At 63.7% G+C, this 15,777-nt stretch carries 17 protein-coding genes and 1 tRNA gene; 14 read left to right on the top strand and 4 right to left on the bottom strand.

Going from position 1 to position 15,777, the window contains the following annotated elements; genetic code table 11:
* Positions 1-2,124, top strand: a 2,124-nt coding sequence (locus tag C6P64_RS13055; protein ID WP_146115925.1) for a DUF5801 repeats-in-toxin domain-containing protein, incomplete at its 5' end; no start/stop codon positions are given.
* 256 nt (positions 2,125-2,380) lie between these two features.
* Entirely contained in the window at positions 2,381-4,225 is a 1,845-nt protein-coding gene (locus C6P64_RS18720) for a TolC family outer membrane protein (RefSeq protein WP_105748999.1), read from the top strand.
* A 69-nt stretch (positions 4,226-4,294) separates the two neighbouring features.
* Here the strand turns inward: C6P64_RS18720 and lipA are convergent, their stop codons facing one another.
* The 3 genes from lipA to C6P64_RS13035 are packed head-to-tail and all read right to left on the bottom strand — an operon-like array spanning position 4,295 to position 6,275.
* The gene (gene lipA / locus C6P64_RS13045) at positions 4,295-5,278 is read right to left on the bottom strand and encodes a lipoyl synthase (RefSeq protein WP_105748998.1); all 984 of its coding nucleotides are present in this window, start codon (positions 5,276-5,278) and stop codon (positions 4,295-4,297) included.
* A 32-nt stretch (positions 5,279-5,310) separates the two neighbouring features.
* Positions 5,311-5,988, bottom strand: coding sequence for a lipoyl(octanoyl) transferase LipB (gene lipB, locus C6P64_RS13040; RefSeq protein WP_105748997.1), 678 nt, complete (start codon positions 5,986-5,988; stop codon positions 5,311-5,313).
* 2 nt (positions 5,989-5,990) lie between these two features.
* Positions 5,991-6,275, bottom strand: coding sequence for an HP0495 family protein (locus C6P64_RS13035; protein ID WP_105748996.1), 285 nt, complete (start codon positions 6,273-6,275; stop codon positions 5,991-5,993).
* Positions 6,276-6,475: 200 nt separating this feature from the next.
* On the opposite strand from C6P64_RS13035, the gene C6P64_RS13030 reads away from it, so the two are divergent.
* From C6P64_RS13030 to C6P64_RS12980, 11 genes are all read left to right on the top strand, one after another.
* A complete protein-coding gene (locus tag C6P64_RS13030; RefSeq protein WP_105748995.1) occupies positions 6,476-7,006 on the top strand; it encodes an ATP synthase subunit I in 531 nt (176 codons plus the stop codon).
* Between the two features lie 21 nt (positions 7,007-7,027).
* Positions 7,028-7,912: a F0F1 ATP synthase subunit A gene (gene atpB, locus C6P64_RS13025; RefSeq protein ID WP_105748994.1), complete on the top strand. Its 885-nt coding sequence runs from the start codon at positions 7,028-7,030 to the stop codon at positions 7,910-7,912.
* Between the two features lie 74 nt (positions 7,913-7,986).
* Positions 7,987-8,238: a F0F1 ATP synthase subunit C gene (gene atpE, locus C6P64_RS13020; protein ID WP_105728181.1), complete on the top strand. Its 252-nt coding sequence runs from the start codon at positions 7,987-7,989 to the stop codon at positions 8,236-8,238.
* A 97-nt stretch (positions 8,239-8,335) separates the two neighbouring features.
* Positions 8,336-8,806 carry a F0F1 ATP synthase subunit B gene (locus C6P64_RS13015; protein ID WP_105748993.1) on the top strand — a complete coding sequence of 157 codons (471 nt, stop codon included), beginning with the start codon at positions 8,336-8,338 and terminating at the stop codon, positions 8,804-8,806.
* Positions 8,807-8,826: 20 nt separating this feature from the next.
* Positions 8,827-9,357 (top strand): F0F1 ATP synthase subunit delta, encoded by a 531-nt coding sequence (locus C6P64_RS13010; RefSeq protein WP_105748992.1) that lies wholly within the window; start codon positions 8,827-8,829, stop codon positions 9,355-9,357.
* A 49-nt stretch (positions 9,358-9,406) separates the two neighbouring features.
* The gene (gene atpA, locus C6P64_RS13005; RefSeq protein ID WP_105748991.1) at positions 9,407-10,963 is read left to right on the top strand and encodes a F0F1 ATP synthase subunit alpha; all 1,557 of its coding nucleotides are present in this window, start codon (positions 9,407-9,409) and stop codon (positions 10,961-10,963) included.
* Between the two features lie 33 nt (positions 10,964-10,996).
* Positions 10,997-11,866: a F0F1 ATP synthase subunit gamma gene (gene atpG / locus C6P64_RS13000; RefSeq protein ID WP_105748990.1), complete on the top strand. Its 870-nt coding sequence runs from the start codon at positions 10,997-10,999 to the stop codon at positions 11,864-11,866.
* A 41-nt stretch (positions 11,867-11,907) separates the two neighbouring features.
* Positions 11,908-13,314: a F0F1 ATP synthase subunit beta gene (gene atpD, locus C6P64_RS12995; protein WP_105748989.1), complete on the top strand. Its 1,407-nt coding sequence runs from the start codon at positions 11,908-11,910 to the stop codon at positions 13,312-13,314.
* A 122-nt stretch (positions 13,315-13,436) separates the two neighbouring features.
* Positions 13,437-13,853, top strand: coding sequence for a F0F1 ATP synthase subunit epsilon (locus C6P64_RS12990; RefSeq protein ID WP_105749004.1), 417 nt, complete (start codon positions 13,437-13,439; stop codon positions 13,851-13,853).
* Positions 13,854-13,939: 86 nt separating this feature from the next.
* A complete protein-coding gene (locus tag C6P64_RS12985) occupies positions 13,940-14,377 on the top strand; it encodes a YybH family protein (RefSeq protein ID WP_105748988.1) in 438 nt (145 codons plus the stop codon).
* An 85-nt stretch (positions 14,378-14,462) separates the two neighbouring features.
* A complete protein-coding gene (locus C6P64_RS12980) occupies positions 14,463-15,002 on the top strand; it encodes a DUF2946 family protein (RefSeq protein ID WP_105748987.1) in 540 nt (179 codons plus the stop codon).
* Between the two features lie 83 nt (positions 15,003-15,085).
* Here C6P64_RS12980 and C6P64_RS12975 read toward each other — a convergent pair whose 3' ends face one another.
* Positions 15,086-15,562, bottom strand: coding sequence for a c-type cytochrome (locus C6P64_RS12975; RefSeq protein WP_170073103.1), 477 nt, complete (start codon positions 15,560-15,562; stop codon positions 15,086-15,088).
* Between the two features lie 132 nt (positions 15,563-15,694).
* On the opposite strand from C6P64_RS12975, the gene C6P64_RS12970 reads away from it, so the two are divergent.
* Positions 15,695-15,770: transfer RNA gene (locus C6P64_RS12970), tRNA-Arg, on the top strand.
* Positions 15,771-15,777 lie beyond the last annotated feature (7 nt).

Below are 15,777 nucleotides of genomic sequence, written 5' to 3'. Positions count from 1 at the left end.
GCGCCGCTCAACGCGGCGGCAGGCGCCTTGCTGCTGCGCGCGACGGTGACCGACGCGGACGGTGACAGCGCCACGCACAACCTGGACCTGAGCGCGGGCGTGTTCAGCCTGAAGGACGACGGGCCGAGCTTGGCGACAGTGGTTCCCACATCGGCCTGGCTGCAAGTCGATGAAAGCACCCTCAGTGTCGACGCAACGCAGAACTTTGTCACAGCGGGCTTGTTCACCCCGAATTACGGTGCCGACGGAGCGGGCACTGTAGATGGCTATACCCTGGGGGTGCAAGCCGGTGCGGCACCCGATTCGGGCTTGAACGACAGCGCAACGGGTTTTTCGGTCTACCTCTACAAGGAGGGGGACGCCGTGGTGGGCCGCGTAGGCGGGGCAGGTGGTGCCGATCCGAGCGGTGCGGTGTCGTTCCGCCTGAGCCTGTCCGGCGAGACCATCACGCTCGATCAGCAGCGCGCGGTGCTCCATCCCAACTCGGTGGATCCGGACGACGCGACTGGGCTGACCGGTAGCGGCCTGATCACATTGAGCGCGACGATACATGACCGGGACGGCGACACGCGACCGGCGACAGTGGACCTGACCGGTGCTCTGAGCTTCAAGGACGATTTCCCTACGCTGACGGTTTCCGGAAACGCGGGCGCCATGCAGTCGATCAATGTGGATGAAACCCTGGGACCTGACCGCTACGCCACGTCTGCAGAGGCTACAACGACCCATGCCGGCAACACCGATGACGGCGGTAGCTGGCTGGGCCGTGTCACCACCTCGATTGGCGGCGGGCTGGTCAGCCTGTTCACCTTGTCGGGAGACTATGGGGCGGACGGTCCCGGCAGCACCACCGGGGTGCTGGGCTTCGCAGACTTCTCGGGCGGCTTGGCGACCAACCTGTCATCCACGGCAGGCGGCGTGATCCAGCTTTATCTGCAAGACGGCAGTTCCCTGGCAAGAAGCGTCCTCGTCGGCCGCGATGCTGATGGCGGCAGCGACGTATTCAGGATCGAGATTGTGAATACCGCCGCTAGCGGAGATCCGGCCGTCTATCAATTGCAGACCACCTTGTACGAGGCGATCCGGCACACCGACACCACCAAGCATGACGAATCGGCCATGTTGAAGTTGGCATCGGCCGGCAGGTTGGTGCGCCTGGAATATGACGTCAACCGCACCGATGCCGATTCGGATGCCTTCGGCATGGCCGGTTACGTCACCCTCATCAACTCGACCGCCTCGTTCTTCACTTTTGACGATGACGGTCCGATGACCGATCCTTCCACCAGCGGCAAGGCCATCGATTCTCTCGGCTACCTGTCGTTCGGGTCCGATGGCGGTCATGTCGAATCGATAACCCTGGAGGGCACGACCTATACCTGGAACACCGCGACGAACAGCATCGACGTCACCGGAGGCGCGGACAGACAGGCCGGCGCCTTTGGTGCCGCGCATCTGCTGCAGGTGTCGGTTGGAACTGGCCAGTTCACCGTTGACTTTGATGATGGCCGCTACCAGCTGCAGCTCACGCCCAGTGCGGATTTCCATCTGGATGTCGGCTACGCGCTGGTCGATGACGATGGCGACCGTGCCACTGGCGCGCTGCCGATCGACCTGAAGGTTTCGCTGACCGGCGACTCCGCAGGCAACACCATCAACGGCACCAGCGGCAACGACTTGCTGCTCGGGGAAGACGGCAACGACATCCTCGATGGTCTCAGCGGCGATGACCTCCTGGTTGGTGGCCTGGGTTCCGACACCATGACGGGAGGGACAGGGGCCGATACCTTTGTCTGGCATCGCAACGACCACGGCACGGGAGGTTCGGTCGACACCATCACCGATTTCGGCAATGGCCAGGACAAGTTGGACCTGCGCGACCTGCTGCAGGGCGAACATCAAGGCGCTGCTGTTGGTACCAGCGGCAGCCTCGAGAACTACCTGCACTTCGAGACTGCCGGGGGGAACACCACGATCGGCGTCACGGTCAATGGGGGCAACCCGGACGGAGTGAATCCTTCCAACTTGACTATTGTTCTGGAGGGCGTCACCTTGGCCGGTGCCGACGATGCGAGCAAGATCGCGAACCTGCTGGCCAGCAACAAGCTGGTCGTGGATTACTGACCACTTTCCGGTTCGTCCGATCCGGCCTCGGCCGGGTCGGACTTCAGCCGAGGCCCAGGGCAAGCAGGGGACGACCTGCAGCAAAGTCCAGCCCCTGCGGAAACCGTCATAATCGTGTCTTTTTGACAACAGCGAGGGACTACTCGCAAATTGACTCCACTGATATAGTGGCTCGGATGTGTCGGCATGTAACTGTGCGCACGGGGTAACGGATGCGCAGAACTGAAAGGGTGGGAGAATGAAAAAAAGTAAAAAAATGCGCGCTATAGCGGGCGCCGTCCTGGTCATGACCGGTGGAGTGGCAGCGGCCCAGGCCCTGCCGACCCCGCTGGTGACCGCAGTGCAGAAGGCCGTCGTCACCAACCCCGAGGTGCAGGCGCGCTGGCGTGAATACACCGGTGCCGTCGCCGATGGCGAAGCCGCCACCGCCGGCTACAAGCCCCAGGTCGACCTGACGCTGGGCGTCGGTCGCGAGTGGAAGGACTATCCGGGCGCCACGCCCACCGGCAGCCGGACCGAATACACCCGTACCGGCGGCTCGATCACCCTGACCCAGATGCTGTTCGACGGCATGTTCACGCGCAACGAGGTCAAGCGCCTGGGTTATGCCAAGCTGGTGCGCTACTACGAGCTGCTCGAGGCCTCCGAGAACATCAGCCTGGAGGCCGTCAAGGCTTATGCCGATGTGGCACGGCGCAGCGAGCTGGTCGAGGAAGCGCGTGCCAACTTCCTCGAGCACAAGCTCACCGCGGTACAGATTGACCAGAAGGCGCGCGCCGGGGTGGCGCGCCGCGTCGATCTCGACCAGGCCAATGGTCGACTGGCGCTGGCCGAGTCCAACCTGCTGACCGAAATCTCCAACCTGCACGATGTCAGCGCCCGCTACCTGCGCATCATGGGCGAGAAGCCGCCGACCAAGCTGCCAGCCCTGGCCGAGGGCCTCAAGCTCAAGGGCATCCCGGCCAGCGCCACCGAGGCGATGCGCATCGGCCTGCCCAACAGCCCGACCATCAACGCCGCCTACGAGAACGTGCGCTCAAGCCAGTCCAATATCGAGACGCGCAAATCAGCCTATTGGCCCCGCGTCGACTTCCGCATCCGCGACAGCTGGGGGCGCAACGTCGATGGGGTCGATGGCAGCCGGCGCGACCAGGTGGCCGAGGTGGTGCTCAACTACAACCTGTACCGCGGTGGCTACGACAAGGCGCGTGAGAAACAGGCGGTCGAATACCGCTTCCAGGCGCGTGACCTGCAGGAAAAGGCTTGCCGCGATGTGCGCCAGACGCTGGCGATCGCCTACCAGGACGTGCTCAAGATCAACGAGCAGCTTGGCTACCTGCAGACGCACCAGCTGTCGACCGAAAAGGCAATGCAGGCCTACCGTCAGCAGTTCGACATCGGCCAGCGCACCCTGCTTGACCTGCTCGACACGCAAAACGAGCTGTTCGAGGCCAACCGCGCCTATATCAACGCGCGCTACGACGAGATCATCGCCCAGGCCCGCACCCTGGCCAGCATGGGCCAGCTGACGGCCGCGCTCGGCGTGGCGCGTCCTGATCAGCCCGGGCTGCAGGAGGCCGGCCAGGACCGCGAACCTCTGCTGCCGCCCGAAGAGCTCTGTCCCTTCGATGCGCCCGAGATCGCGGTGGTCGACAAGACCGTCAATGCTCCCAAGCCGGTGCCGATCAAGCTTGAGCAGCCGCTCAAGGTCACCTTCCCGGCCAGCGCGCTGTTCGACTTCGACAAGTCGGTGCTCAAGCCCGAAGGCAAGCGGGGACTCGACAACCTGATGGCTAAGATCAAGGGCGTGGATGTCGAGGTGTATGTCGTGGTCGGTCATACCGATTCGATCGGTACCGACGAGTACAACCGCAAGCTGTCGCTGCGGCGTGCCGACTCGGTCAAGGCCTATTTCGTGAGCCAGGGCGTGCCACAGATCAAGATCCGTGCCGACGGGAGGGGCGAGTCCGAGCCGGTCGCCAGCAACAAGACGGCCGAGGGTCGCAGCCTGAACCGCCGGGTCGAGGTGACGGTGGTGCCGGTCGGCTACCAGGGCCCCGTGCCTGCCCTGGCGAAGCCCAAGGCCAAAGAGCAGAAGTAAGTCCGGCCGCCAAGGCAAAAGGCCAGGTCTTGCGACCTGGCCTTTTTGCTGCCTGGCCTGTGCCAGTCTTCAGACGCCGGCGGCGTGCGCCTGTTGGTCGGCGTGGTAGCTCGAGCGCACCATGGCGCCGACGGCGGCATGGCTGAAGCCCATCTCGTAGGCCTTGGCTTCGAACATCTTGAAGGTGTCGGGGTGGACGTAGCGGCGCACCGGCAGGTGGTGGCCGCTCGGTGCCAGGTACTGGCCGATGGTCAGCATGTCGATGTCGTGCGCGCGCATGTCGCGCATCACTTCGAGGATTTCCTCGTCGGTCTCGCCCAGGCCGACCATCAGGCCGCTCTTGGTCGGGATGTTCGGGAAGCGGGCCTTGAAGTCCTTCAGCAGCTTGAGCGAGTGCGCGTAGTCGGCGCCCGGGCGGGCTTCCTTGTACAGGCGCGGCACCGTCTCCATGTTGTGGTTCATGACGTCCGGCAGGCCCTCGGCCAGCACGTCGAGCGCCTTGTCCAGCCGGCCGCGGAAGTCGGGCACCAGCACCTCGATCTGGGTCTTGGGCGAGAGCTCGCGCGTCTTCTGGATGCAGGCGACATAGTGGCCGGCGCCGCCGTCGCGCAGGTCGTCGCGGTCGACGCTGGTGATCACGACATAGTTGAGCTTGAGCGCGGCGATGGTCTTGGCCAGGTTGACGGGCTCGTCGGCATCGAGCGGGTCCGGGCGGCCATGGCCGACGTCGCAGAACGGACAGCGGCGCGTGCACTTGTCGCCCATGATCATGAAGGTCGCCGTGCCCTTGCCGAAGCATTCGCCGATGTTCGGGCAGGAGGCTTCCTCGCACACCGTCACCAGCTTGTTGGCGCGCAGCGTGTCCTTGATCTCGTAGAAGCGGGTGCTCGGGCTGCCGGCCTTGACGCGGATCCAGTCCGGCTTCCTGAGCGTTTCCTCCGCCGGCACGATCTTGATCGGAATGCGCGCAGTCTTGGCGTGGCTCTTCTGCTTGGCGCTGGCGTTGTAGTTGGCGGCGTCTTCGGCCTGGTGGACGACGGGGTTGCTCGACATCTGGATTTTTCGGCTAGTGGGGTGATTGCCTGTCAGGCGAACAGCAGGGCGCCAAGCTTCTGGCCCAGCAGCTCGGCCACGTCCTCGGGCGCAGCTTGGACCCCGATTGTATGGAGATCGACGGTTTTGAGTCCGGCATAGCCGCAGGGGTTGATGCGCTCGTAGGGTTCCAGGTCCATCGCGACGTTGAGCGCGAGGCCGTGGTAAGTGCAATGGCGGTGCACCTTGATGCCCAGCGCGCTGATCTTGCCCAGGCCGCGGAAGGGGTCGCCGTCCGGCGCCGGGCCGGTCAGCGCCGCATGGGAGAACGGGTCCTCGAGCCGGACATAGATGCCGGGCGCGCTGGCGACCCGGTGGCCGGTCACGTTCCAATGCGCGAGCGTGCGGATCACGGCCTCCTCGAGCCGATAGACATATTCCTTGACATAGTAGCCGGCGCGCTGCAGGTCGATCAGGGGATAGGCCATGACCTGTCCCGGGCCGTGGTAGGTGACCTGGCCGCCGCGGTTGGTCTGCACCACCGGGATGTCGCCCGCGGCCAGCACATGCTCGGCCTTGCCGGCCAGCCCCTGGGTGAAGACCGGCGCGTGCTCGCAAAGCCAGAGCTGGTCCGGGCTGTCGGGCCCGCGCTCGGCGCTGAACTGTTGCATGGCTGCGACAGTGGCCAGGTAGTCGACCCGGCCGAGCCGGCTGATCTCGAGCGCCGGCATGTTCACAGCACGATCTTGACCATCGGATGGGTGGTCAAGGTGCGGTAAAGTTCATCAAGTTGCTCACGGCTCGTGACATGGACGCTGATCGTCAGGCCCAGGTAGTTGCCGCTGCGGCTCGGACGCTGCTCGATCGTGTCGGCATCGAAGCCCGGATCGAACTGGCGCGCCACATGCGCGATCGCGGCGCAGAAGCCTTCCACCTGGGCGCCCATGACCTTGATCGGGAAATGGCAGGGGTATTCGATCAGGGATTGTTCCGGCGGGATGTGGCGGTTGATGTCCATGGTTGTCACGTATTCGTAAGGTAGGATAGGTAAAAAGCGGATTATCCCAAGCCTGCATGGCGCATGCCAGGCAGCAATGTGGCAAGTTGAAGCCTGGCTGTCATGAAGGTGCAAAACGCTTGACGCAGACTAAGGGTTGCTACGTATAATGGGAGGCTTTGCGGGGTTCGGGCTAAGCCTGGCTGCGCGGAGAACGCGTGATGAAGAACGAGCCGGAAGACCGCCGCTCTGTCTACGATGATGAAGTAGATGGGGTGCCTGAGCCAGAATTCAAGCGTTTGAGCGCTGAAGAAGCGGCCGAGTGGCGCAGCCGTCAGCCGCGCGAGTCGGTCTGGCGTCTGGTGCTCTGGCAGCTGCTGCTGGGATTGCTGTTGGTGCCGTTGGCGTGGTTGTTGACCCGCCGGGCGGAGGTGGCCGGATCGGCTGCCTATGGTGTCTTGTGCATCCTGCTGCCCACGGCCCTGATGGCTTACGGCCTGACGTCGAGCGGACTGGCCAGGCTGATACGGCGCCTGTTTCCCGGAATGTCCGGGCTGTCGCTGGCAGGATTGTTTTTTTGGGAAGGGGTCAAGGTGCTGTTGGCGCTCGCCATGATGTGGCAGGCACCCAGGCTGGTCCCCGGACTGAGCTGGTTGGCCCTGGTGGCTGGACTGGTGGTGGCGCTCAAGGCGTATTGGCTGGAACTCTGGATGCGTTCCCGCCGGGCGGCTCGGACGTCGAAAATTTTGTGACTATTAATGGCTGAATCAAACATGGCGATTGAAGGCGTGGGCCCGACCCCGGGCGAATACATCAAGCACCACCTGACGCACCTGACCAACCACGGTGACAAGCAGTCGGGCATCGTTGACTTCAGCTACCTGAACCTCGACTCGATCGTGGTCGCGGCGACCCTGGGTCTGCTGTCGGTCTTCGTGCTGTGGCTGGGTGCGCGCAAGGCCACCGCTGGTGTGCCGGGTCGCTTCCAGGCCGCCATCGAGATCCTGGTCGAGATGGTCGAGAACCAGGCCAAGGGCCTGATCCACAACGAGCAGAGCCGCAAGCTGGTCTCGCCGCTGGCGCTGACCGTGTTCGTCTGGATCTTCATGATGAACTTCATGGACATGCTGCCGCTGGACCTGCTGCCCAAGATCTGGGAAGGCGTCTACGCCGCACAGGGCCATGACCCGCACCATGCCTACCTGCGCGTGGTGCCGACCGCCGACCTGTCGACCACCCTGGGTCTGTCGGTCTCGGTGCTGCTGATGTGCCTGTTCTACAACGTCAAGATCAAGGGTCTGGGCGGCTGGAGCCACGAACTGGTCAGCGCACCCTTCGGCACCAGCAAGAATCCTCTGTTTGCCATTCCGCTCGGTCTGGTGAACTTCCTGATGCAAATGATCGAGTTCCTGGCGAAGACGGTTTCGCACGGCATGCGGTTGTTTGGCAACATGTTCGCGGGTGAACTGGTTTTCATGCTGATCGCGCTGTTGGGTGGCTATGCCACGCTCTCGCTCAGCGGTGGCCTGTTATTCGTCGGGCACCTGGTCGCCGGCACGGTGTGGACCTTGTTCCATATCCTGGTCATCACCCTGCAGGCGTTCATCTTCATGATGCTGGCTCTGATTTATCTGGGTCAAGCGCATGATGCGCACTGAGTTCGCGTAACCCGCGCACTGTGTTTCTCGTAGCTTTTCTTTCTTAACCTTCCTCTCATTTCAAAGGATTCATCATGGAAAACGTTCTGGGTCTGGTTGCTCTGGCTTGTGGTCTCATCGTCGCTCTGGGTGCTGTCGGCGCTTCTATCGGCATCGCCATCATGGGTGGCAAGTTCCTCGAGTCTTCGGCTCGTCAGCCTGAAATGATGAACGACTTGCAAACCAAGATGTTCATTCTGGCTGGCCTGATCGACGCCGCCTTCCTGATCGGTGTCGCCGTTGCCCTGCTGTTCGCCTTCGCGAACCCCTTCGTCATCGCCGCCTGATAGTTTGCTGTGAGGAAGGACGTGCTCCGGCCGAGGCCGGGGCGCGTGTCACAGCAAATGCGTTTCAACTCCCGATAACACACAGAAAGGCGTTGCGATGAACATCAATGCAACCCTCTTTGCGCAAGCGATCGTCTTTGCGGTTCTGGTGTGGTTCACGATGCAGTTCGTGTGGCCCCCGATTGCCAAAGCACTGGATGAGCGTGCGCAGAAGATTTCCGAAGGTCTGGCTGCATCCGAGAAAGCCAAGACTGAGCTGGCCGTCGCCAACAAGCGTGTCGAGGCAGAGTTGAGCAAGTCGCGCAACGAGTCCGCCACCCGTCTCGCCGACGCCGAGCGTCGCGCACAGGCGACCATCGACGAAGCCAAGGCCCGTGCCAACGACGAAGCCGCCAAGATCATTGCCGCTGCCAAGGCCGAGGCCGAGCAGCAGGTGATCAAGGCACGCGAAGTCCTGCGCGAGCAGGTTGCCGTACTGGCCGTCAAGGGCGCAGAGCAGATTCTGCAGCGTGAAGTCAACGCCGGCGTGCATGCCGAACTGTTGACCCGCCTGAAGACCGAACTTTGACCAGCGCATAAAGGTTGACCATGGCTGAACTTGCCACCATTGCCCGCCCCTACGCTGAAGCGCTGTTCAAGGCCGCCAAGGCCGATGCCGCTGCCACCGCGCAGTGGGTCGAAGAGCTGGCTGCCATTGCTGGCAATGAGCAGCTGCTGCAATTTGCCGATAACCCCAAGGTCAGCGCCCAGCAGGTGTTCGACCTCGTTTCGGGTGTCTGCAAGCAGGCCCTTCCCGAAATCGGCCGCAATTTCCTGCTGACCGTGATCGAGAACGGCCGCGTGGCCGTGCTGCCCGAAATTGCCCGCCAGTTCCGTACGCTTGCGAATGCGCAGCTGGGTGCTTCGGATGCCGTGGTCTACAGCGCCTACGACATCGACAGCGCGGCCCTGGCCGATCTGGCTGGCGTCCTTGAAAAGCGTTTCGCCCGCAAGCTCAACCTGCAGGTCGTGCTGCAGCCCGAGCTGATCGGCGGTGTGCGCGTGGTCGTGGGTGACGAGGTGCTCGACCTGACGGTCAAAGCCCGCCTGGAACAAATGAAAGCGGCCCTGACGGCGTGAGCCGCGGTGTGTCCCGAAGCGCAAACCTATACGAAAGAAGGAAAGAGTCATGCAACTCAATCCCGCAGAAATTTCTGAACTGATCAAGTCCCGCATCGAAGGCTTGGCCCCCGCTGCCGACGTGCGCAATCAGGGTACCGTGGTGTCCGTGACCGACGGTATCGTCCGCGTCCACGGCCTGTCCGACGTCATGCAGGGCGAGATGCTGGAGTTTCCGCTGACCAAGGACGGTCAGCAGACCTTCGGCCTGGCGCTGAACCTCGAGCGCGACTCCGTTGGCGCCGTGATCCTGGGCGAGTACGAGCATATCTCGGAAGGCGACACCGTCAAGTGCACCGGCCGCATCCTCGAAGTGCCGGTCGGCCCCGAGTTGGTCGGCCGCGTGGTCAACGCGCTGGGCGCTCCGATCGACGGCAAGGGCCCGATCAACGCCAAGCTGACCGACGTGATCGAGAAGGTTGCACCGGGCGTGATCGCCCGTCAGTCGGTGGACCAGCCGCTGCAGACCGGCCTGAAGTCGATCGACTCGATGGTTCCCGTCGGCCGTGGCCAGCGCGAGCTGATCATCGGTGACCGCCAGACCGGCAAGACCGCCGTCGCGATCGACGCCATCATCAACCAGAAGGGCCAGGGCGTCACCTGTATCTACGTCGCGATCGGCCAGAAGGCTTCCTCGATCAAGAACGTGGTGCGTGCCCTCGAGCAGGCTGGCGCGATGGAGTACACCATCGTCGTCGCCGCTTCGGCCTCCGAATCCGCCGCGATGCAGTACCTGTCGGCCTACGCCGGCTGCACCATGGGCGAGTACTTCCGCGACCGCGGCGAAGACGCGCTGATCGTGTATGACGACCTGTCCAAGCAAGCCGTGGCCTACCGCCAGGTCTCGCTGCTGCTGCGCCGCCCGCCGGGCCGCGAAGCTTATCCGGGCGACGTGTTCTATCTGCACAGCCGTCTGCTCGAGCGCGCCGCTCGCGTCAACGCCGACTACGTCGAAGCCTTCACCAAGGGCGCCGTCAAGGGCAAGACCGGTTCGCTGACCGCACTGCCGATCATCGAAACCCAGGCTGGCGACGTGTCCGCCTTCGTTCCGACCAACGTGATCTCGATCACCGACGGCCAGATCTTCCTGGAAACCAGCCTGTTCAACGCCGGCATCCGTCCCGCGATCAACGCCGGTATCTCGGTGTCGCGCGTCGGTGGCGCCGCACAGACCAAGCTGGTCAAGGGCCTGTCCGGGGGTATCCGTACCGACCTGGCGCAGTACCGTGAACTGGCTGCCTTCGCGCAGTTCGCTTCCGACCTGGACGAAGCCACCCGCAAGCAGCTCGACCGCGGTGCCCGCGTGACCGAACTGCTCAAGCAGGCCCAGTACGCTCCGCTGTCGATCAGCCTGATGGGCGCGACCCTGTTCGCGGTCAACAAGGGCTACATGGACGATGTGGCGGTCAACAAGATCCTGGCTTTCGAAGCCGGTCTGCACGCCCACCTGAAGCACAAGCACGCTGCCCTGCTGTCCAAGCTGGAAGCTGCCAAGGCCATGGACAAGGACGCCGAAGCTGAACTGAACTCCGCCATCGCCGAGTTCAAGAAGACCGGTACCTACTGAGCGGCGCGCATAGCGTCCGTCTAAGGAGCATCAATGGCAGCAGGCAAGGAAATACGCGGCAAGATCAAATCGGTGGAAAACACCAAGAAGATCACCAAAGCCATGGAAATGGTCGCCGCCTCCAAAATGCGCAAGGCGCAGGACCGCATGCGCCAGGCTCGGCCTTACAGCGAGAAGGTGCGCCAGATCGTCGGTAACCTGAGCCGGGCCAACCCGGAGTACACGCACCCGTTCATGCAGGTCAACGCTGACGCGAAGACGGTCGGCATGGTCGTGGTGACGACTGACAAGGGCCTGTGCGGCGGTATGAATACCAACGTGCTGCGCCTGGTCACGAACCAGTTCAAGGATGTCCAGGCCAAGGGCCAGGCCGCGGAAGCGGTCGCCATCGGCAACAAGGGCCTGGGTTTCCTGAACCGCATCGGCGCCAAGGTCGTCTCGCATGTCACCGGCCTGGGCGACACGCCCCATCTGGAAAAGCTGATCGGCCCGGTCAAGGTGCTGCTCGATGCTTATGCCGAAGGTCGCGTGAGCGCGGTGTACCTGTGCTACACCCGGTTCATCAACACCATGAAGCAGGAAGCCGTGGTGCAGCAGTTGCTGCCCCTGAGCGTTTCCGAGCTGCAGCAGGGCGAGCCGGGCCACGACTGGGATTACATCTACGAACCCGATGCCGCCACGGTGATCGACGAGTTGCTGGTGCGCTACCTGGAATCCCAGGTCTACCAGGCCGTCGCCGAGAACATGGCGTCCGAGCAGTCGGCACGTATGGTGGCCATGAAGGCCGCGACCGACAACGCCGGTAGCGTGATCAACGAGCTCAAGCTGGTCTACAACAAGACCCGCCAGGCCGCGATCACGAAGGAACTGTCGGAAATCGTGGCAGGCGCCGCGGCCGTTTGAGGCCGGGTTCACAGAATTAGAGAATATTTAAGGTTTCAATCATGGCTCAAGTTCAAGGCAAGATTGTTCAGTGTATCGGCGCCGTGGTGGACGTGGAGTTCCCGCGTGACCAGATGCCGCGCGTCTATGACGCACTGAAGATGGAAGGTTCTGCGCTGACCCTGGAAGTGCAGCAGCAGCTCGGCGACGGCGTGGTCCGTACCATTGCGCTGGGCTCGTCCGACGGTCTGCGCCGCGGCATGCTGGTGACCAACACCCACGCTCCGATCACCGTTCCGGTTGGCAAGGCCACCCTGGGCCGCATCATGGACGTGCTGGGCAACCCGATCGACGAGCGCGGCGAAGTCTCGCAAGAGCTGACCGCCTCGATCCACCGCAAGGCCCCAGCCTACGACGAGCTGAGCCCGTCGCAAGAGCTGCTGGAAACCGGCATCAAGGTGATCGACCTGGTCTGCCCGTTCGCCAAGGGCGGCAAGGTGGGTCTGTTCGGTGGCGCCGGCGTCGGCAAGACCGTGAACATGATGGAGCTCATCAACAACATCGCCAAGGCGCACAGCGGTCTGTCCGTGTTCGCCGGGGTGGGTGAGCGTACCCGTGAAGGCAACGACTTTTATCACGAAATGGCCGATTCCGGCGTCGTGAACCTGGACAACCTGGGCGAGTCCAAGGTCGCCATGGTCTACGGCCAGATGAACGAGCCGCCGGGCAACCGTCTGCGCGTCGCGCTGACCGGCCTGACCATCGCCGAGTCCTTCCGTGACGAAGGCAAGGACGTGCTGTTCTTCGTGGACAACATCTACCGCTACACCCTGGCCGGTACCGAAGTGTCCGCGCTGCTGGGCCGCATGCCTTCCGCCGTGGGCTACCAGCCGACGCTGGCCGAGGAAATGGGCCGCCTGCAGGAGCGCATCACCTCGACCAAGGTGGGCTCGATCACCTCGATCCAGGCCGTGTACGTGCCGGCCGACGACTTGACCGACCCGTCGCCTGCCACCACCTTCGCCCACCTGGACTCGACCGTCGTGCTGTCGCGTGACATTGCCTCGCTGGGTATCTACCCGGCCGTCGATCCGCTCGACTCCACCAGCCGCCAGCTGGACCCGCTGGTCGTCGGTGAAGAGCATTACGCGACTGCCCGCGCCGTGCAGGGCACCCTGCAGCGCTACAAGGAACTGCGCGACATCATCGCGATCCTGGGCATGGACGAACTGGCTCCGGAAGACAAGCTGGCCGTGGCACGCGCCCGCAAGATCCAGCGCTTCCTGTCCCAGCCCTTCCACGTCGCCGAAGTGTTCACCGGCTCGCCGGGCAAGTACGTGCCGCTGTCGGAAACCATCCGTGGCTTCAAGATGATCACCGCCGGTGAGTGCGATCATCTGCCGGAGCAGGCCTTCTACATGGTCGGTACCATCGACGAGGCCTTCGAAAAGGCGAAGAAGTTGGCGTAAAGCTGCGCACTGAGGCGGCTGGCGTCGTTGCAGTGCTCGCCGTACCCTGAGTACGGCGGCGCGCTGCGCCTAGCCAGTCACCTCATTGCTTGCTTTCCATCCAACTTTTATAAGGAGTAATGATGAGCACGATACAAGTCGAGGTAGTGAGCGCCGAAGAGGCCATCTTCAGCGGTCGCGCCAAGTTTGTGGCGCTGCCGGGCGAAGCTGGTGAACTGGGCATCCTGCCCGGCCACATCCCGCTGATCACGCGCATCAAGCCCGGTGCAGTGCGTATCGAGAAGGAAGACGGCGACGAGGAGTTCGTGTTCGTTGCCGGCGGCATCCTCGAAGTCCAGCCCAAGTGCATCACCGTGCTGAGCGACACCGCCATCCGCGGTCATGACCTCGACGAGGCCAAGGCCAACGAGGCGCGCAAGGCAGCCGAGGAAGCGCTGAAGAACGCCAAGAGCGATGTTGACCTGGCCAAGGCCCAGTCCGAGCTCGCCGTCATGGCGGCCCAGATCGCTGCCCTGCGCAAGTACCGCCAGAAGAAGTAAGCCCCCTGGCTTGCTGTCTGCACAAGAACCGCCTTCGGGCGGTTTTTGCTTTTCTGCTGCCGGGAGGCTAGGGCACAATTCTGTCCATGCGCAGTCCCCTGATCTCCGATGCCGAATCCGATGAACTGGAAGAAACCTTCTATGCCGCTCTGCGGGCGGGCGACCTCGAGCGCCTGATGGCCTGCTGGGCCGATGACGACGAAGTGGTCTGCATCCACCCGGGAGGCGTGCGCCTGGTCGGCCTGCGCGCGGTGCGCGATTCCTTCCGCGAGCTGCTGGCCCAGGGCGGGGTCCAGATGCAGGTCCAGGAGGTGCAGCGCGTCCATGCCCCTGGCTGCTGCATACACAGCGTGGTCGAGCGGTTGGAAGTCATGACTGGCGAAGGCCTGCGTCATGGCTATCTGCTGGCTACCAATGTCTATGCCAAGACCGAGCGCGGTTGGCGCCTGCTCACGCATCACGCCAGTCCGGCGGATGCCGAGGCCTTGGCCGAACTGGCCCAGCAGAGCCACACCCTGCACTGATCCGTCAGCCCTTGCGGCATGATGGAGCTTGTCTGCTAGTTTTCCTCGATGTCAGCGCTGCCGCAGGCAGCAGGGAGCATGAAGCATGGATGAAATCGTCAAGGCCGCGATGGCCAAGTGGCCGGAGGTGCCGGCCTGTTACGGCTGGCTGGGCCTGGATGCGCGTGGCCAGTGGCATTTGCGCGATGACGCGGTGCAGCGGGCGGGCCCGTTTGCCGGGGCCAATCCGGCCGGTCGTGGCCAGCGGCTCGAGCATGAGAAGCTGATCGCCTTCATCGGCCGCAACTACGGCAATTGCGACCAGGGCCGCTGGTTCTTCCAGAACGGGCCGCAGCGGGTCTATGTCGAGCTCGAGGTGGCGCCCTGGATCTGGCGGCTGCAGCCCGATGGCGGCTTGTGCAGCCACACCGAGCAGCTGGCGAGCTACCGCAGCAGCTGGGTGGACGAGCAGGGCCGGCTGTATGTCGACACCGAGCTCGGACTGGGCCTGGTGCACAGCCAGGACATGCACCTGGCGGCCGACTGGGTGGAGCAGGGCCGCTGGCTGCCGCAGGAATGCCTGGCTGCCGAACTGCCGCAGCGCTTCGGCTTCGTGCTCAGTCCGCAGGCCAGTCTGCCGGCTTGAACCGGCCTTCCAGACAAGAAAGCCGACGGAAGGCGTCGGCTTGCTCGGTGCGTCTGCGGCGGGCCTGATGGCCCCCGCAGGGTTTATTCGGCCTTGGGTTCGCTGAACTTGGCGCCACCGGCGTTGGCCATGTAGGCCGCCGCGCGCGAGATCTCGAGGTCGCTGAGCGCGCCGCCTGCCTGGGCCGGCATGGCGTTCTTGCCCTTGAGCGCCGAGTTGGTCAGCGCGGCCAGACCAGCGCCGATGCGCGGTGCCCAGGCAGCGGCATCGCCGAACTTGGGCGCACCCAGGGCGCCAGCGGCATGGCAGGCGGCACATTGTGCCTGGAAAGCCTGTTCGCCGGTCTTGGGTTCGCCGCCCGCAACAGCGACTTGCAGTTCGACCGTTCCCACGCGCTGCAGGCGCTGGGCCATTGCAGCTTCTTCCTGGATGCTCTTGGTCTCGGTCTTGCCGCAGCCTCCGAGCAGCAGTGCCAAGCCGACCGCTCCGATCATGGGCAGGGTCCAGCCGCGGCGGGCGTTGGGGTGGCCGGTCTGCAGCGCGTTCGCGAATTCGCTCATGTTGTCCTCGGTGGGCTTGTGCTGGGTAAGAGTGGGCTCCCGAAGGCCGGGAGCGCTGATCAAATTATAGCCAAGCAGGGGGGCTTCACCCCTCGGTGGGCTGCTAGAATGGATAGTCAGCATCCATAGCAAGCGGCTGTAGCTCAGTGGATAGAGTATCGGCCTCCGAAGCCGAGGGTCGTGGGTTCGATCCCCGCCAGCCGCGCCATAATTCA

The organism is Malikia granosa (assembly GCF_002980595.1).
In the GTDB taxonomy this organism is placed as follows: domain Bacteria; phylum Pseudomonadota; class Gammaproteobacteria; order Burkholderiales; family Burkholderiaceae_C; genus Malikia; species Malikia granosa.
Note: the sequence above shows the minus strand (reverse complement) of the source record. Positions and strands in the feature narration are given on the sequence as shown.